The following is a 16,935-nucleotide window of genomic DNA, read 5'->3' on the forward strand; positions in this document are numbered from 1 at the left end:
AATGAAACTCTCAGCTCTGCAGCAATACAGCGTGGTGACTGCCAATTACTGGGCTTTCACACTCACCGATGGAGCCCTGCGCATGTTGGTGGTGTTCCACTTCCATGCCCTTGGCTACAGCACGCTCGAGATCGCGTTGCTCTTCCTCTTTTATGAATTCTTTGGTGTGATCACCAACTTGTATGGAGGCTGGATCGGTGCTCGTTATGGATTACGGCTCACCCTTTGGGTAGGCACCTTGCTGCAAATCCTGGCTTTGCTGATGCTGATCCCAGTAGCAGCAACCTGGCCGAAATTATTGAGCGTGGTCTACGTCATGGTGGCGCAGGCAATCAGTGGCGTCGCGAAAGATCTCAACAAGATGAGCGCAAAGAGCGCCATCAAGACCGTGGTGACCGCTTCTCCAGAAGACAGCCAGAAGGGTGAAACACAACTGTTCAAATGGGTCGCAATCCTGACGGGATCCAAAAACGCGCTTAAAGGCGTGGGCTTCTTCCTGGGTGGTGTTCTACTCACCGCTTTCGGCTTCAATGCTGCCGTGGGCTGGATGGCGGCCGGACTGGCTATGGCCTTCCTGTTGACACTGGTTCTGCCAGGTGAAATCGGCAAGATGAAAGCCAAGCCTGCGTTCTCGGCGCTTTTCTCTCAATCACAGGGCATCAACATGCTCTCGCTGGCTCGGTTCTTCCTTTTTGGAGCCCGTGATGTTTGGTTTGTGGTGGCCCTACCAGTGTTTCTCGAAGCATCCCTGGGATGGACCTTCTGGGAAATCGGTGGCTTTCTCGGCCTGTGGGTGATTGGCTATGGCATCGTCCAGGGATCAGCGCCGGGGCTACGAAAGCTGTGGGGCCAGACGAGCAGTCCGGGAGTCTCGGCCATCCAATTCTGGTGTGCGCTGCTGACATCGATCCCGGCGTTGCTTGCTGTTGCCCTTTGGCGAAACGTCGACGTGTCGCTCGCAATCACCGCAGGCCTGACGGCTTTTGCCGTGGTGTTCGCGATGAATTCGTCGATTCACTCCTACATGGTGCTGGCGTATACCGACCAGGAGAACGTGAGTCTCAATGTTGGCTTCTATTACATGGCGAATGCTGCTGGCCGCCTGGTAGGAACGCTGCTCTCCGGAGCGATCTTCATGCTTGGAGGGTCCGAGCAGGCAGGCATGCAAGCCTGCCTATGGACATCCTCTCTACTCGTCCTGCTGTCATGGCTGAGCAGCCTCAGGCTTCCATCACCAAGAGCTTCTGCCGAAACATGAATCCAGCAACTGGCGAAACACAGTAGTGCCTGCACTTGCGGTGCAAGCAGGATTTGGAGTCGATCATTCACACGAACGAAGCCTGTGATCTCGATGAGAAGAGGGGAAGCGTTGTGCCAGAACGAACTAAAAAGTGGCCTTTAATACATCAAAAGATGGAGCTCCAGGCCTGAATAGTGAGGTCTGGATCGCTTGGATGGCCTACGAACCTGGAACCCCCGACTGCCGGCTGTTGATGGATGCCAAAGCAAGCCTCGAGCGTGCCCTTCACACACTCAACGGACTGCCGCATACCGACCACATCCAACGCCAACTGGTCTCGATCTACAACCAGCTCGAAGGGATGCATGAGCTCAAACGAGCAGGCGGTGCGGATGTGTCGTTTCGATCTGCCGATTGGAGTGCCTCCAGTTCCAGCATTAAGCCGACTCCGTAAAGAAGCCCCCGGCCGTCACTGCGAAGAGATCTAGTGAGACATCCCATTCGGCGGGACCTGATAGCTCTTGCGCTTGGCAAAGGCGTAGTGCTGAGAACGGCTCCTTGCATCGATACGGATCGTCTCAGCCAATAGCTTTCCAGGCAGGCCAAGATGTCGTTCCTCCTCCTGACGCCAATACTCCTGAATATTGCGGGGCCAGTGGCGCGCCATCCGTTCCAGCTTCGGGCGTTGCTCACCAAGCTTGATCACGCTCATGACCCCACTCCAACCAACGGACTACTCCACAGCTAGCCAAAGCGGACTACCACGACCACATCGCAACAGAACTAGAACCAGTTGAAGGAGCGCGAGCGCTGAGGGCTGATGATCAGGCCAGTGATCAAAAGAGCGGGTGTTAGCGAACAGGCTGGAACAGCTTTTCGCGGTCATGATCACCGCCGGCCTGGTGTTGGGTAATTTCTGGTTATTCACGCCTTGGCGCAACGGTCAGGACCCAAGAGAACACGACCGAGCTCCAAGCCAAGACCTTCAGGAAGGACGAAGGGAAAGAGGTTGATCACCTGCGAGAGGTTTGTTGTAGTCATCGCTGGACGACACGACTATCTAAATGTGAGCCAATGAGACCAACGATGGGGAGCGAGAAGGGATGCCCAGGTTGACTCACTGGTCTGTGAACACTGGTTGAGGCGAACACAAGAGAACATGTAGCGAAGAACTGCAAGCTGAAACAACAGCCATCATCCACAGTTGATTAACAACGTCCAGATCGAATGGATCACTCTCCAAACCCTACAAAGGTGGAGAGAAAAGAGGGCCGAGAGCACTACTCCGGGAAGAAAAGCGAATGGAACTCTTGGGAACAGGCACAGATGAAAGCACCCTGCGAGCTCGCAGGTCAGGAGCCGAAGACAGAAAGCGGAAGACTTACCGATGAGTTGCGGCCCTACGCCTTAATTGCAGTTGAAGTATTGAGCATCGATGAGATGCAGCTGGCCCTCAAACCCATCAACACGGTCGGATCCCGCCGAAGCGTCTTCCTAACTGAAAGTACGTCCTCAGGCGATCGACCTGTACAGCGCCAAGGCAAACGCCCTGGACTCCTCCATCGACGGCCTCCTGCTTTGACTCACACCAGTTAGATGTCTTCAACCAACACCAGCCAGATGGACCACTATCTGGCGCAGATCGGGCGGATCCCTTTGCTGACGCCTGCGGAAGAGATCAGCCTGGGCAATGCGGTTCAGCGTGGGTTTGCGGAAGATGCCTCACCCTCAGAGAAGCGTGCCGCCCGCAGAGCCAAGGAGCGAATGATCAAAGCGAATCTGCGCCTCGTGGTCAACGTGTCGAAGAAATACCTGCATCGTCAGCGAGGAGCTGCAATGGAGTGGCCGGATCTAATCCAAGAAGGAACGATTGGGTTGAACCGTGCCGTTGAGAAATTTGACCCCGAGAAAGGCTACAAATTCTCCACGTACGCCTATTGGTGGATTCGCCAGGCGATCTCAAGAGCACTGGATCAGATGTCTGCCTCTATCCGGCTGCCAACCAATATGAACCTTCTCCTCACAAAACTGAGTCAACTGCCAGTGGAGACCCCGAAGGCTGTGATTTGCGAAGAGCTGAAGATCACAGAAGCTCAGCTTGAGAATCTGTACAAAGCACGTCAGACACGCTGGCTAGGGAGCCTTGATGCACACCTATCAGGAGCCCCAAGCGGTGAAGGCTCAACCATTGGGGAATTGGTTTGGGATGAGACATCAACACTGGATGTCGAGAAGTTCCAATGGGACGGAGTGCAAGAGACACTGCGCAGCCGGCTTGAGTCTGATCGCAACAGTGACAACGACATCCTCGTCAGAAATGCAGTGAACAATGAATCCCTACAGTCCATCTCTAAAGACCTGGGAATCTCCCGTGAACGAGCCCGACAAAAAGCTCAAAGAGCACGCAGACGGTTGGCAACAAGCCTGGAAGAGTATCGCCATTTAGTCGCCTAGATCATGCGTCAGGCCCCTGAGGGAGCAGAAGTGCCCAAACTGCATTGATCAGACACGAAGGCCAAAAGCCTGAGTCGATCCAGGGACTGAACCTCAGGGTGGAACAAACGCATCAACAGAAGCCTCCGCAAACATTGGAGGCAATGCATCGAGGGCTCAGGCTTTGACAACAACAAGCACCGCGTGGTTTAGCTGCATTGCCAGGAGCTTCTAACCGCTGAATGACGACATCCTTCTGTCGGCATCTAGGCCTTGATCGCGGTGTTTTGGTTGGTCACGCAGGCACGTTGATACCCAACCGAGCGATCACAGCATGCATCGCTCAAGCATGGGGCTCGACACGAAGGCTGTCGTGAACTGAATCTTGGAGAAGGGTGATGGCAAAAGGGAACTAGATGGCTATGAGTAGAGAAGGCATTCTCTTCTTCATGACCGTTTCTCCGATCAAAGCCAGGGCGGCTCAGCTAACAAAGCTGGTCGGAGTGGGTTCTCTCTCTCATCTTGTGATGGAGCGTTGGGCGACTCGTCGGATCGCAAAGCACTACCAACATGAACCGATGTGCCCCTCTGGTGAACTCGAAACCATTGACTGGTCGTGATGCCTCGAGCGAACAGCCCCACCGATAGGGGCACAAGACCTAGAGACACCAGTGCTAGTTGTGGCAGTGATGGAACAGGCTGAGAATCACAAGCACGAACTAGCGCTGTTCAAGTTGAGGGCGTAATTTACATGCGTGAGGAAAAATACTTTCAGGGTGGCAACAAGGACACACTTCTGATTGTATTTTACAAACCCTGCCTTCGGCGGGGTTTCTTTTTGTCTGCACTCTAGTTGTTGCATTGCATCCCACTGATTGCAAGCAGGCGGGAATTGAAAATGAACTCTCTCCAGTGATTGCTTCGAGCTGTGTTGCTGAACCAGCACAGACCATGCTCATGCAGTGGGGGCAGACGAGAGATGCAATGGGGCCAAATCAATTGGAAGCAGCTGCAAAAACAATCAACACTGGAAGGGATCTGGTTCGAGCTCTCCATCGACCGACCACGTCCGAAGGCATCCGTGCCTCAGCACACCAACGTTTGCAAGCAAAAGCGTTAGGGTCACAGCCCCTGACGTGGCGTTGTGGTTCACAGTGTTCTCTCAATCCTGATTGCCGCAGTGATGTGGGTACAAGTGCCTCAGCAGCAAATCGACTGGTCAAACTGTGCAGTGGATGTGCCGGATGTCGCCTGCCATTGGTACGTCGCAGCACCTGACAACACTTTTGGTGAAGGCTTTAATTGGGCCTCGGCACCTTGGTTTGACGCCAATGGCCTAAGCGATATCGCCAAGCTCAACAGCACAGTGGCAACTATTCAGGAACAGGCCGTCAAGTCTGAAACGACCACCTAAGCCTTGATGGCTAGGAAGCGAAACCTAGATGCCGCTTAAGCCGATTCAGCCGTCGGACGATCCACCAAAGCCGCTGCAAATTCTTCAAAGGCAGCGGCCGCCACGGCCGGGGTTGACTGGTGCTTCAACTCCCACTGGGCAACGAGGGCATGCATGTCTTCCCACATGTCCACCATCGCCAGTGGATTGAAACCTGATGGATCGGCCTGATCTGCAGACATGAAGTGAGCAGAGAACGAAGGATTGTCATCATCGCTGAGATCAACAACGGCAGGTCAACAAGGCAGCGGACACCGAACGTGACGCAGGTGCAGAGCCATGAGCATCGAGGACATGAGCAGACAGCCGTCACAAACCATTCAGTGCTGTGAGCCCAGCCACTGACTGGTGTTTGCGCTGTTGTGAGCAAGCTCACAGCACTGCTTGAGTCAGATCAGCAGGTCAGCTGGTGATTCCGGAGATGGTGAATGCATCGGAGGGAGCGATCCCACCTCACTCATCACCCCCATCAGACCAATGACCACGATCAAAACCATCGCCGCCGCTGCTGCCTCCCTCGCCGCTGGTGCCACCTTGATGACCGTTGCAGGCCCTGCTGCACAAGCCAATCCGTACAACACCTTTGGCCGTGCCGGCGGCTGTGATTCAGTCGCCCTTGGTGGTCGTGGCCCTAATGGCGGTGGATTCATCGCTGGCCGTGACTGCGGAGACCACCGCGACTGGGCCTCACGGGAAGCACGCCGCAATCGCCAGCACGACACCCAAACCCAACTGATTGGTCTGGGTGGTGGACTGCTGGGCCAAATCATCAACGGCAGCCAGCAGCGTCAACAAGCTGCTTCTGTCTCGTCCTCTGAACTAGCTCTGCTCAGGCAGCAGCAAGAGATCGAGCTGCTCAAGATGCAGCTGCAGATGCGGCAGCAGCCCGGCTACGGCTACCAGACGGTGAACTACGCCCCTGCTCCTCAGGCTCCTATGTATCACCAGCCTGCTTATGGCTATCAGCAGCAGAGCAGCTACCAGCAGCACTCCGGTTACGTGCAGCAGCCCCGTTACGGCTACTGATCAGGCCGCTGGGGAGCCTGATGCCTGCGGGCTGAAAGCAATACAACACCAAGGATTGGAAAAGCAGGGCAGTCAGTGGAGGTGAGGACTGATCCATCCCCCGGCACAACACCACAAAGCCCCGCTACAAGCGGGGTTTTGTGGTGCCTTATGGCCTGCCAGCAAGACTGCAATTGATGCAGTGCTGCTTTGATATCAGTGCTTGTGCCCACCCTGATCATTCTGTGCAGGCGGATCACGCCAGATCATCCCTTCATGCGCCATGTCATGAATGTGATGACTGAGGTGAATTCCCGTGGCAGCAATCACCACAAGCGAGGCCGTTTTGAGCAGATCAAAAACGATCGGAAGATGCGCTCTCACCATCTCGCGTGGCGTGAGTTTCTGACCCTCGTGTTCCGCCATGACCAATTCGTCACTCCTGCTTAGGTAGCCATGAACCCTCGAGACGAATCCAAAATTCGCCTGGATTTAACAACATCGATCACCACATGAGAGCGGCATCCAAATGATCGCGCGTAGGCGCCCATCATTGACTTCTTTGCGACGCTCACGTGGGATAGGAGTAGGTGTATCAACAGCTCGGTGTTCTCTTGCCGTCATCATCTCCATCGAGTCCTGCCAATCGTTCCACAGACACCACTCTTCGCAAACAAGAGATCTCAATCAAGGTTGAACTGGCTTCCGGCTGGGGATTCTCTCTTTGCGGCGCCCAGTTTGAGAATCACGCCTATTTCTGTCTGTAGAGCTCGAGCCAGTCCACCGCATGAATCGGCTCTCTCGAGATTGTTGGTCGTGAACTCAGGCCTACCTGACAAGCCAAGGCCCGAAAGGGCTTGTGTCGGCCGTCATGGATGAATTCGCCAATGGGTTCGGCGTGAGCGGTGTGGATTTCCATCGGGATTAGATCCTTAGGTTTCTTCTAGTGGTTTGAAGGGTCTAGTCGTGGTGCGGATCACTACCTTCTGGCTGTATGGCAACAAACATTCCACCTCTCCCGGCGAAACACAGTGTCATCACTTGGCTCAGACTTCTGCTGCGAATGTCTCCGGAGCTAGCTTCATCATTTCATTTCGATGAAACCAACTTAACCGTAAAGCGTTATTGCCGACAAGAACAGCCCTGGGGCGAAGCCATCAAATCAATCCAAATCATTTGACGCATATTTAGACCCGCGCGAATATCACAATCAAAACAAAGTCAGCTAGCAAGCGTTTCTCTGACTTCTACATGCCAATTTTAAATATCTATAGAAATCCTCATTGGGATCCCACCGCCAAAGCAATGGAGCCGCTGGTTCTACATCAAGCCAGATGCACAGACGAGCCAAAGCCTTGGCAGTGGGCAAGCTCAACCCAATGCCTGCCAGCCCTACGAAGCCCTGTGCAGCATGACGACAGCAGCTTGCCGACGATTGCAAAGCCAAGCACCATCCGGGCAAGACTCGACTTCTCTACCTAAGGCATGATTCATAAAACTCAAAGGCCATGCGGCATCGCAAACTTTGCTGATACCTGGAATTATATTTGAATATACTCAACCTTATAATTCAACTCGCCACTGAAGGATGACTAGCAAGTAAGCCCAAATCATGCAGGTCTTTAGTTCATGACTGGGTAGAGAGGTAGACGACGCATTGGCATCAGCTGACGAGGGAATTCGCTCAGTTGGACACAATTCCATCCCAGCCACCGAGTTGACGTCGAACGATCACGACAACTGGGTGAAACCGATTTAAACAAATGGTTGGAGCAACAGTCCTTGCGCCGGTTGCATGGCTTGAATGCTCGAACGAACCCCGAAGGTCATTGTTAAGACTCGGCTGGTTCAGAAGCTGTGCCCAAGCGAAGAGCTCACAGCCTTTGACGACTCGCACACGTAGATGCGCCAAGGGATGTGGCGGGATTGAAAAGTTGTGCTGAGCAGCGCTCTCGACAGGCCCAGAGCAGGGGTAGATTCTTAAGGAATGGTTAAGGAGGCGGTTGTGACTGATGTCGCGTTATCGATTTTTCTTGTTCTTTCAGGTGTGACGGTGGTGGAGGGAGGTCGCGAATGTCAAAACAACCAATCACTGATGGGTGAGTACATTTCTCACACCAACTTGATTGAGCTATGTCAAAGCAATGCTGCACGAGCCGGACATGATCTCTAACACGTGCTCCGTCATGAAATGGTCCATGCCGTTCAAGAAAATCTCAATCTCACAAGAGCCGCGATACCAGAGCCTTTGCTGACTTGGCTAGTGCGCGGCTATCTAACAGATTCAGAAGTAATGACTGTATTGGTAATGTACGATGAGAAAGATATTGATCAAGAGTTTGAGGCTCGGCTTCTAGCCTTACTCCCTAATTGGTTGATTGGAAGTCTTCTTTGGACAAGTGAGCAGCATCAACGATTTGTCAGTGGCCAGCGAATGCTTCCTGCTCCTTGGGAAATACTTCCTGTTCAAGCAATTGCATGGGATTATCCTTACTAATGTGCTCTAAGTGATTAGTTCTTGGCATTGCAGTCTACCTGTGCTTTGACTATTGCTCTATTGAAGGGGGCATGGCTGGAAGCCATGGGAGTTTTAAACCGATTCCGCACCGTTTCAGCTATCTGTGATCTGTGGTTCGTCTTCAGGTCGACGTTTACAAGTGAGACTCCTAACGACTCTTTCGGTCAGCCAGCTCTTGCAGGCTTAACACTCGATCCGCGTTGTCCATACCCAGTGGAAAGTCTTCAGTGTGTCCATATTTGCCTGTCAGCGAGCACAGAAGAATCGTGGCCACATGCAGCCGCAACGACCGTAGATGCATCATTCACTGAGATGACGAGCTTGTTTGAGCCTGGAACCCATCGCCAACCGCCACGGTGATCTAGGCAACCGACAGGTTGGATGGGTTTCAACAAGAGTGCCTGCACAGCGCGATCTGTTGATGAGCTCTGCAAAAACGGCCCTCACGATTGGTGATCTGGAGGCCGGCTTCCCCAGCTATTGCGTCGCCCTTCGCACTTTGGTCTCTCAGGGAGCAGACCTCGAAAGAATTCGAAGAACGCGCTGTTGGGATTACTTGCAGCGCCTCCATACCAGCCTTCCTCGGAAGCATCGCTCGCCTGAAGATCTCATCCGTCGCTATCAGCGCGACCTGCAGCCTTCGCCAATCGCTCAGTCTTGGCTGTCGTGATGGAAAATCAGGTGTTTGATGGCCGTCATCCCAAGGCAGCCATCCACACAACCAAACACTTTGGCCGGTTGGACCTAATCGACTGAAGTGTTTCGTGTTTACAGCTATACGCAAGGCGTTCTCGTGGATGACGGGTGACGATCGCTTCATTTTGCATTCAGCAACTGTTTTTTCGAGTGGTGATAGGGATTCCCTACTCCGCCCCAATGAGCGGTTCGCCTCTTGATGGCCGTGTAATGGTGGCTACCTACTATCTGTAACGATGCCTGCAGCACTTTGCCAAGCAAATAAGTTGTTTTGAATAGCATCCGTTTGGATGGATCACTCTTTTGCGGGGATGCCAGCCATTCCAATCCACCCGCACAGCATTATTTGGTGCGACAGGCGGGTCGACTTCCTCAAGTTTCGGGGTAGGGGGCGGGATGCAGCAGCGTTGATCATGGAATTTGCCGATGACAAGGAGCTTGGCCTGCCTGAGCAATATTGAGCATGGAGCACTGAAGGTAGTGCTGGATGGTCTGAATTTCTTCGTTTTTTTGGCTTGAACTTGAAACTGACCGGTTCTCTGAACTCATTGCAGCAAAAAATACAGATTGCGCTGGCCTATGTTGGTTGGATTCCTAGATGACGACTGATCAGTCATTTGATTTCAAAGGCTCTTGGGGATATCTACTCATTGATTGCCAAAGGTATTTTGGCATACCAATTTGAGGCGTCGGTGTTTTGAAAGAGTAGTCATTGTCACGCAAGCCTCCCTGGCTGAGGTTGAGGATTAAACAAGTCACACTCCTTTTGTCATGGAAGCCTTGGTCGGTCTTGTATTTGTCATTACAGCGCTTTCAGTTCAGGCATTTGAAAGGGAGGATGACATCGAGGATTTCCTATAAAAAGCATTCAGCGCAAGCAAGCACAGGCCATCAGCTGCAGCGGTGGATTCGGAGATGGTGACGGCTTCGGAGGCAGAGATACCACGGTACGGGTGATCAAATCTTTCTGATCACCGATCACTCTGATGTGTTCTTGATATCGCTGCTTCCGGTTCGTTCAGCTTCTGAACGAACCTCTGGCACGGTCAGTACACAGTCACGCCATCAGTAGATCCTTGCTGAGGTGTCGACTTCTCTGCCAAACAGCCCGTCAAAACCAACACTGATCCAGCGAAAAGGCCGTTGACGTAGGACTGACTAGGTCCGTCACAGCGCCGCTAACTGCGTTGTGAAGCCTCTGAGACTCTGAGACCTTCTTGCCAGGGTTGCTGTCATGGAAAAGCTTCTAGACAGGGGGCTCTGAATCTCTGGAGTGTTACGTAGCGAGCTCTCCATTTCGTTTCATCATCTTTGATCGCTTTTGGTCAGTCTTTTCCGGTGGAGGCTTGCGGCGACATAAGCTCATCGCGCGAAGTCTTCTTGATGCTTCTTTGGGCTTTTTCGAACGTTATCTCTCTCTTTGGGTCGGTTTGGCGATTATGGCCGGGGTTGCTCTTGGCGGGCTGCTCCCTGGCCTTGGGGTAGGTATCGCCTCATTGGAGGCTGCTGGGATCAACCTGCCGATTGCAGTTCTGATCTGGGGAATGATTTTCCCGATGATGCTGGCCGTGGACTTCTCATCGATTGGTGGAATCTCTCAGCAACCGCGTGGTCTTCTGATTACAGCTGCGGTCAATTGGCTGATTAAGCCCCTCACCATGACAGCCCTGGCTTGGCTGTTCATTCGCGGCCTCTTTTCCGCCTGGATACCGGAAGCGATCGGTCAGGAGTACGTGGCCGGAATGATTCTTCTTGGGGTCGCACCCTGCACTGCAATGGTGTTCGTTTGGAGTCGCTTGAGTGATGGCGACCCCAACTACACCCTTGTACAGGTGGCGGTGAATGACTTGATCATGGTGTTCGCTTTCGCACCCATTGCTGCACTCTTGCTCGGTGTATCGGATGTGCTTGTGCCTTGGGACACAATGCTCACAGCGGTAGGGTTGTTCGTTGTTGTTCCACTGGTGGCCGGTTGGTTGACCCGACTGTGTCTGCGTAGCAGCCGCAGAATTGAGCACTTGGAAGCTCGACTCAAACCGCTGGCGATGACAGCTCTGATCGCCACTGTTTTCTTGCTGTTTGTGGTGCAAGCCCAGGCGATTCTTGCCAATCCGCTGGCAATTGTGTTGATCGCAATTCCACTAACTCTTCAGACCTATCTGATCTTCTGGATCACGGCCTCTTGGATGCGTTTTGCAGGACAACGTCGCTCGATCGCGGCCCCCGGCGCCATGATCGGAGCCTCCAATTTCTTTGAGTTGGCAGTTGCAGTGGCGATCAGTTTGTTTGGATTGAATTCAGGAGCGGCGCTTGCCACCGTGGTGGGAGTGCTGGTTGAGGTGCCAGTGATGTTGTCGCTCGTGGCGATTGCCAATCGCAACCAACGCTTGTGTCCCAGTTGAGATTCAGTAACGCTATTATTAAAACAACTGCGCGTGTTCCGACTCGAATCTTTGATACTGAGTCAGCCTAGCTTGAGGCCAACCTGGGCGTCTGAGCTAGACGGATGAACTGAATTTACCTCCTGTTGATGATCTCTGGTCAACGTGGCATTGATGTCGCTTAGGTGTCAGCGATGACTCCTCGATCAAAAGATGGTTCTCGTTTATCTTCCCCCAAAGAAATTCATAGCGAATGATCTTGATTGTTCGAGAACAATATTTAGAGGTTTTGCGGGATGGTGAGTGGGGGGTGTGTTCTACGCATCCGACGGTCTGACTTGGCCTTAATAGCGTCTTGAGGAGAAGTTTGTTCCGTCATGCCTGCCCTACTGGAGGTGTTTCTTCAGTTTTTTGTATTGGGTTCCACGTCCTTCGGGGGACCAGTTGCGCACCTTGGCTACTTCCATGAGCGCTTTGTGCAGCGCGAGCGTTGGATCTCGCCTGAGGCCTATGCCGACCTGGTTGCGCTCTGTCAGCTGTTGCCAGGTCCTTCGAGTTCTCAGGTGGGTATGGGCCTGGGTCTGATTAGGGCCGGCTGGCTTGGGGGGCTGGCGGCCTGGATTGGATTCACATTGCCGTCTGCTGTGTTGATGGTTCTGGCGGCCGCCCTACTGATGGCCCATCCCACTTGGATTGAAGGTGGCTGGCTGCAAGGCCTGCTGGTGGCCGCTGTAGCCGTGGTAGCGCAAGCTGTTCTTTCCCTTCAGCGAAAACTCGCGCCTGATCGGCAGCGGGCCAGCGTGATGGTTGTGGCAGCTGTTCTGGTGCTGCTGGTGCCTCGAGCCTGGGCTCAGGTGTTGGTCCTGGTGTTGGGTGGACTCGTGGGTTTGTTATTGCTCACGCCACCTGGCCAGGAGCCTTCGGCACCTGAACGTCTCATTCTTCCGCTTCAGCGCTCAGTGGCAGTGGTTTTGCTTGGATTGGCGGTAGTGCTGTTCATGGGACTGCCTTGGCTCTCAGCCATCGGCAGGCCGCTTGTTGTGCAGCAGCTCAGTGGATTTGTGCGCACAGGATCCTTAGTGTTTGGTGGCGGTCATGTGGTGCTGCCTCTCTTGGAACAAGCGCTTGTGCCAAGCGGTTGGATCGATCTGGAGCAGTTTTTAGCGGGTTACGGCGCAGCTCAGGCGGTGCCGGGGCCGATGTTTAGTTTCGCGGCTTTTCTTGGCTTTAATCTGCAGCCTGGGCTGGAGGGTATCGCCGGTTCTGTGCTGGCACTCATCGCTCTCTATTGCCCTTCCTTCTTGCTGCTCGGAGGGATCCTGCCCTTCTGGGGCGATCTTGGCCGTCTCCGCACGATGCGTCGCGTCTTGCTCGGGATCAATGCTTCCGTGGTGGGCATCCTGCTAGCTGCCTTATTTCAGCCCGTCTGGCAAGCGGGGATCAGAAGCAGTCTTGAGTTGAGCTTGGCATTGGTGGCTTTTTTGCTGTTGGTGTGTTGGCGTCAGCCGGCCTGGCGTGTAGTGCTGTTTTGTGCCGTGGTGGGCGGATTGACCCTTTCGTGACCCACGGATCTAAAGAATCACCTCAGTGGAAGAAGATCGATGTGGTTGGGGCAGGTGTGATTCCTGCCAACCAGCATTGGCGCTGGTGGCCGCTGCTGCCCCCAACTAGCTCGTGATGGCAGTGGGTTGATGGGCTTGTCCTTCTCTTTTCACTGTTTTTTGCGAGACGAGCGGAGTCTGTACAAATCGAGATCATTCTTTTTCGTCTCTAAGAGGGGTCAGTTCTCGATGAACTGGCACATAGGCAGTACCAACCTTCAAAAGCATTGGTACTTCTGGATTGCTGAGTTGTAAAGCGGGTTGGCACTTAGCTGGTCTCTCCATGATTGACTGAAGAAATCAGCAAATCAGAAACGTTGCTACCAATGAGTCAACAGCACCTCATGATTGGACCCATTCATCGCGATCCTATGAACACTAGGCATAGCATCAACAGCCACCATAATGGCAACTAGAACGCCAGATATAGAAGTCAATCTGTCTACAGATAGCGCGACAGAGGCAATCAGACTCCCAAGAAGCACCAAATGAAGTCTCTCCTTATCCCAGTCGCGGCAATGCTTTTGACAAGTTGTTCAACATCAGCAGTTGTCTGTCAGCGGTGGCGAAATAAGCAAATAACTGACGAGAAGGCGCTGGCGATTCTTGGTGTGCGTCTACAACCCAAGACGCAGACTACCAAGGCACCCGTTGAATTTTCTGACGGGACAAAGACAGAGATCAATGCGACGGTAACGACCTCTGACGGAGCCAATGTCTACTTCTACTGCGACCTCATTAAGCACGGACTACTTGATTCATCGCCCGTTTGGACTTTAGGGAAGTAAGCTGGAGACCTCATACCCTCAGCTTGAGGCAGTATTAATGACAGTGATGATTCTTTTCTTCCTTGTATTACTTGCCGTTTTCATTGGAAGCATTACAACTTCAATATTGCTGCTTTACATAGGATGGCGAAGAGGGCCAAAGTGGAGGAAAGACAATATCTTTTGCTTCCTATCCATAGTTCTTGGCGTGTATCTTTGGGTGATTACATTATCGGCTTTGTATGACCCAGCCTGGGGCTCTGCCGACCTAACCATCTATGCGCTTTATACCGCTGCAGCTGGTGTCACTCCATTAGCCGCATTTCCTGGAATTCTATTATTCAGCGGCAAGCGCAAGGCTTAGCCACAACAAAGAACAGATGGTGTCAATCGAAATCCATTGACATGGACCAAGCCCCACCTCTCATCCATGAAGAAAGTTGAGGGTGTCATGCGAGCCGACTGCAACTCGATCAGCCTGCAGCCACTTAGAGCAAAGTCATGACCCTCGGAGAATTGTTCCTCGAAGCGATGTCCACTGGGGTGATCACCGAAAACGAGGTTGACTGGCTCACCAGCCATCAGCCCAACTTCAACCGCACGGAGGAAGCCACGGCCCTACGCCTTGGCCGCCTGATCGATCAGGGCAACATCCAACTGGGTTGCCGCATGCCTCTGGGCTGAGCAATCACCAGGGTCCTTGACTTCGAGCCGCACAGTCTGAGAATCCATGCTGACGTGACGTTGATAGACATCACCTCCTAGAAGTTGATCAGAATTTCGCCTGCACAAGTCGGAACTGCCAGTTGGTGTAGGGAGCACGCAGCTCAACCAGCTCCTGATATTCAGGGCTATTAAAGAACGCCACTCCTTGATCCTTGGTGGCGCCCTTGCAGCCAACGATGACAGTCATGGGGCCGCCTTTCCCCTCCATATAGAGAGTGTCGTAGTCGCGGCTGACATACGCACAACCCGCCTTTTCAAGCAGGGGTTGCAACTTTGACACGTAGTCCTTCATGACAGGCGTCTTTTCAGTGGTGCCAGTCACGACAGCGAGACCATAAGCCTGCTCTGGCTTAGGGAGAAGTGCTCCAACGATCAGCCCAACAGAACCAGCCGCAATAGCAACGACAGCGGTCACATTCACTTTCATGGTCTGAGCACAAAACCCACAGGTCTTCTAGGCCGAAAAGCCCCAACGCGCCACAACGCAGCAAGGCTTTGAGACTCACGGGAACAACCAAGGGGACTGGGGGTACACGTCCACAATCTTGATCAAAAGAATACGCATTCCCGCAAGCATGCTGAGCGGGAGACTCCAATCCTCAATTCACTCAACGCCCAAAAAGATCAACCCTAAATACGCTGACTAGAGATTATTAATATTGAGCTTCTGCTCTAGCTCAAACTCTTCAAACAGAGCAATTGCGTGATGCACTTCTCTCTCCCGCATCAACGTCCTCAATCTTTCCTGCCACCAAAATTCAAGACGCTCGCTGTCTTGCTCCCTCCAGTTGCGCGGTAGATCCATGCTCGAGGTACTGCTTGGCAATGTCTAGGCAGTTCAAGCAGCCACCGCAACACCCCATCACAACAGCAACCAGAAACGACACATGACGTGACACCTCAATCCTGATCAGGGTCGTCATAGCTGTCATGCCAAGCGACTTGACTGACCCTGAACGCATGATTCGAAGAGAAACAGATGACAGCACCTTCAGAAACGGACAAGGCTCAAAGAGACCCCACAAGACAAACAAGAAAAATGGTCTAAAGAGCTTTGAATTAAAGTTAATCGTAAGGATATGCATTAGGGACAAAGAACTGTTCATTCATTGGCGGCCTGGTGTACGCCCCTTGCTGCGGACGATCCGGCAACGTAATCGCTGCTGGTGTCATGTCTTTCCAGGGAACCTTACTGAGAACATGGCGCAAACAATTGAGTCTTGCCCTGCGCTTATCATCGGCTTCGACCGTAAACCAAGGTGCCTCAGGAATGTTGGTGTGTGCAAACATCGCATCCTTCGCTTTCGAAAATTCAACCCAGCGATTGCGCGCCTCAAGGTCCATCGGGCTGAGCTTCCAGCGCCTTGTGGGATCATCAATCCGGGATTGAAAACGGACCTCCTGCTCCGTATCACTGACAGAAAACCAATACTTGAGCAAAAGGATGCCGCTGTTCACAAGCATCTGCTCAAACCGAGGGCAATCATCGAGAAACTGTTCAACTTGTTCTTCTGAACAGAAGCCCATGACCCGCTCCACTCCTGCGCGGTTGTACCAGCTGCGATCAAAGACGACGATCTCACCAGCGCTTGGGAAATGCTCCACGTAGCGCTGGAAATACCACTGTGTTTTTTGTTGGTCAGACGGTGTTCCCAGAGCGACCACACGGCAGCCCCTGGGATTCATCGGCTCAGTCAAACGTTTAATCGTTCCACCCTTGCCTGCGGCATCGCGCCCCTCAAACACCACGATGATGCGGAAGCCTGTGACTTTCACCCAGTACTGCATCTTCACCAGATCGGATTGCAGTCGTTCCAGTTCAGACTCGTAGATTTTCTTCTTGAGCCTCTTCCTTTGGCGGCTCCCAGTCTCCAAACGATCGTCGAGACGTTCAGAAGAGTGATGAAGTTCCTGTTCGCTGCCATCGAGCCCAGCGATCATCGTTTCTGACAGTTTGATCCGCTGGTCATCGTCTTGATGGGGCTGTTGCTTGGAGGGGTGTTTGTGCTGATCCTTCTTAGCCATTGTCTTCTTACTCATTGTCTGCTTGCACGTGTTGCGGAGCCTGACTGGATGCGCCATCGCGTCAAAGGACTTCCTGTCTCTATCTGACCA

15 protein-coding genes are annotated in these 16,935 nt (G+C 53.0%); 10 read left to right on the top strand and 5 right to left on the bottom strand.

Annotated features, from left to right (window positions below):
- Position 1 precedes the first annotated feature (1 nt).
- Together arsJ and SIB72_RS11815 are read left to right on the top strand one after the other, a co-directional pair.
- Positions 2 to 1,258 (top strand): organoarsenical effux MFS transporter ArsJ, encoded by a 1,257-nt coding sequence (gene arsJ / locus SIB72_RS11810; protein WP_413743987.1) that lies wholly within the window; start codon positions 2 to 4, stop codon positions 1,256 to 1,258.
- A 196-nt stretch (positions 1,259 to 1,454) separates the two neighbouring features.
- A complete protein-coding gene (locus SIB72_RS11815) occupies positions 1,455 to 1,694 on the top strand; it encodes a hypothetical protein (RefSeq protein ID WP_115019405.1) in 240 nt (79 codons plus the stop codon).
- Between the two features lie 30 nt (positions 1,695 to 1,724).
- Here the strand turns inward: SIB72_RS11815 and SIB72_RS11820 are convergent, their stop codons facing one another.
- The gene (locus tag SIB72_RS11820) at positions 1,725 to 1,952 is read right to left on the bottom strand and encodes a hypothetical protein (protein ID WP_413743988.1); all 228 of its coding nucleotides are present in this window, start codon (positions 1,950 to 1,952) and stop codon (positions 1,725 to 1,727) included.
- 884 nt (positions 1,953 to 2,836) lie between these two features.
- Between SIB72_RS11820 and SIB72_RS11825 the strand changes: the two genes are divergently transcribed.
- Together SIB72_RS11825 and SIB72_RS11830 are read left to right on the top strand one after the other, a co-directional pair.
- Positions 2,837 to 3,694 (top strand): sigma-70 family RNA polymerase sigma factor, encoded by an 858-nt coding sequence (locus SIB72_RS11825; RefSeq protein ID WP_413743989.1) that lies wholly within the window; start codon positions 2,837 to 2,839, stop codon positions 3,692 to 3,694.
- A 1,162-nt stretch (positions 3,695 to 4,856) separates the two neighbouring features.
- Positions 4,857 to 5,087, top strand: coding sequence for a hypothetical protein (locus tag SIB72_RS11830; RefSeq protein WP_413745121.1), 231 nt, complete (start codon positions 4,857 to 4,859; stop codon positions 5,085 to 5,087).
- Positions 5,088 to 5,122: 35 nt separating this feature from the next.
- Here SIB72_RS11830 and SIB72_RS11835 read toward each other — a convergent pair whose 3' ends face one another.
- Positions 5,123 to 5,308, bottom strand: coding sequence for a hypothetical protein (locus SIB72_RS11835; RefSeq protein WP_413743990.1), 186 nt, complete (start codon positions 5,306 to 5,308; stop codon positions 5,123 to 5,125).
- Positions 5,309 to 5,603: 295 nt separating this feature from the next.
- Between SIB72_RS11835 and SIB72_RS11840 the strand changes: the two genes are divergently transcribed.
- Positions 5,604 to 6,152, top strand: coding sequence for a hypothetical protein (locus tag SIB72_RS11840; RefSeq protein ID WP_413743991.1), 549 nt, complete (start codon positions 5,604 to 5,606; stop codon positions 6,150 to 6,152).
- A 195-nt stretch (positions 6,153 to 6,347) separates the two neighbouring features.
- Here SIB72_RS11840 and SIB72_RS11845 read toward each other — a convergent pair whose 3' ends face one another.
- The gene (locus tag SIB72_RS11845; RefSeq protein WP_137007005.1) at positions 6,348 to 6,557 is read right to left on the bottom strand and encodes a hypothetical protein; all 210 of its coding nucleotides are present in this window, start codon (positions 6,555 to 6,557) and stop codon (positions 6,348 to 6,350) included.
- 1,765 nt (positions 6,558 to 8,322) lie between these two features.
- Here SIB72_RS11845 and SIB72_RS11850 point away from each other — a divergent pair.
- The 5 genes from SIB72_RS11850 to SIB72_RS11870 all read left to right on the top strand — a co-directional run bounded on the left by SIB72_RS11850 (position 8,323) and on the right by SIB72_RS11870 (position 14,778).
- Positions 8,323 to 8,628, top strand: a complete 306-nt coding sequence (locus SIB72_RS11850) for a hypothetical protein (RefSeq protein WP_413743992.1) — start codon at positions 8,323 to 8,325, stop codon at positions 8,626 to 8,628.
- Between the two features lie 442 nt (positions 8,629 to 9,070).
- Positions 9,071 to 9,319 (top strand): DUF3136 domain-containing protein, encoded by a 249-nt coding sequence (locus tag SIB72_RS11855; protein WP_115119708.1) that lies wholly within the window; start codon positions 9,071 to 9,073, stop codon positions 9,317 to 9,319.
- Between the two features lie 1,417 nt (positions 9,320 to 10,736).
- Positions 10,737 to 11,747: an ACR3 family arsenite efflux transporter gene (gene arsB, locus SIB72_RS11860; protein WP_413743993.1), complete on the top strand. Its 1,011-nt coding sequence runs from the start codon at positions 10,737 to 10,739 to the stop codon at positions 11,745 to 11,747.
- Positions 11,748 to 12,103: 356 nt separating this feature from the next.
- A complete protein-coding gene (gene chrA, locus SIB72_RS11865; protein ID WP_413743994.1) occupies positions 12,104 to 13,288 on the top strand; it encodes a chromate efflux transporter in 1,185 nt (394 codons plus the stop codon).
- Between the two features lie 1,307 nt (positions 13,289 to 14,595).
- On the top strand, positions 14,596 to 14,778 hold the full coding sequence (locus SIB72_RS11870) for a hypothetical protein (RefSeq protein WP_115119485.1): 183 nt from the start codon (positions 14,596 to 14,598) through the stop codon (positions 14,776 to 14,778).
- Positions 14,779 to 14,866: 88 nt separating this feature from the next.
- Here the strand turns inward: SIB72_RS11870 and SIB72_RS11875 are convergent, their stop codons facing one another.
- Together SIB72_RS11875 and ppk2 are read right to left on the bottom strand one after the other, a co-directional pair.
- The gene (locus tag SIB72_RS11875; protein WP_413743995.1) at positions 14,867 to 15,247 is read right to left on the bottom strand and encodes a DUF1330 domain-containing protein; all 381 of its coding nucleotides are present in this window, start codon (positions 15,245 to 15,247) and stop codon (positions 14,867 to 14,869) included.
- Positions 15,248 to 15,885: 638 nt separating this feature from the next.
- A complete protein-coding gene (gene ppk2, locus SIB72_RS11880; RefSeq protein ID WP_413745122.1) occupies positions 15,886 to 16,845 on the bottom strand; it encodes a polyphosphate kinase 2 in 960 nt (319 codons plus the stop codon).
- Between the last annotated feature and the right edge of the window lie 90 nt (positions 16,846 to 16,935).

Origin of the sequence: Synechococcus sp. MIT S9451 (genome assembly GCF_047304725.1) — a bacterium.
Lineage (GTDB): Bacteria > Cyanobacteriota > Cyanobacteriia > PCC-6307 > Cyanobiaceae > Synechococcus_C.

What these genes read in the sequence shown, in the direction of transcription:
- chrA (WP_413743994.1), top strand. Translation starts at nt 12,104, where the DNA reads ATGCCTGCCCTACTGGAGGTGTTTCTTCAGTTTTTTGTATTGGGTTCC.
- SIB72_RS11835 (WP_413743990.1), bottom strand. Translation starts at nt 5,308, where the DNA reads ATGTCTGCAGATCAGGCCGATCCATCAGGTTTCAATCCACTGGCGATG.
- SIB72_RS11820 (WP_413743988.1), bottom strand. Translation starts at nt 1,952, where the DNA reads ATGAGCGTGATCAAGCTTGGTGAGCAACGCCCGAAGCTGGAACGGATG.
- SIB72_RS11850 (WP_413743992.1), top strand. Translation starts at nt 8,323, where the DNA reads ATGGTCCATGCCGTTCAAGAAAATCTCAATCTCACAAGAGCCGCGATA.
- SIB72_RS11875 (WP_413743995.1), bottom strand. Translation starts at nt 15,247, where the DNA reads ATGAAAGTGAATGTGACCGCTGTCGTTGCTATTGCGGCTGGTTCTGTT.
- arsJ (WP_413743987.1), top strand. Translation starts at nt 2, where the DNA reads ATGAAACTCTCAGCTCTGCAGCAATACAGCGTGGTGACTGCCAATTAC.
- SIB72_RS11840 (WP_413743991.1), top strand. Translation starts at nt 5,604, where the DNA reads ATGACCACGATCAAAACCATCGCCGCCGCTGCTGCCTCCCTCGCCGCT.
- ppk2 (WP_413745122.1), bottom strand. Translation starts at nt 16,845, where the DNA reads ATGGCTAAGAAGGATCAGCACAAACACCCCTCCAAGCAACAGCCCCAT.
- SIB72_RS11825 (WP_413743989.1), top strand. Translation starts at nt 2,837, where the DNA reads ATGTCTTCAACCAACACCAGCCAGATGGACCACTATCTGGCGCAGATC.
- SIB72_RS11830 (WP_413745121.1), top strand. Translation starts at nt 4,857, where the DNA reads ATGTGGGTACAAGTGCCTCAGCAGCAAATCGACTGGTCAAACTGTGCA.
- SIB72_RS11870 (WP_115119485.1), top strand. Translation starts at nt 14,596, where the DNA reads ATGACCCTCGGAGAATTGTTCCTCGAAGCGATGTCCACTGGGGTGATC.
- SIB72_RS11855 (WP_115119708.1), top strand. Translation starts at nt 9,071, where the DNA reads ATGAGCTCTGCAAAAACGGCCCTCACGATTGGTGATCTGGAGGCCGGC.
- SIB72_RS11845 (WP_137007005.1), bottom strand. Translation starts at nt 6,557, where the DNA reads ATGGCGGAACACGAGGGTCAGAAACTCACGCCACGCGAGATGGTGAGA.
- SIB72_RS11815 (WP_115019405.1), top strand. Translation starts at nt 1,455, where the DNA reads ATGGCCTACGAACCTGGAACCCCCGACTGCCGGCTGTTGATGGATGCC.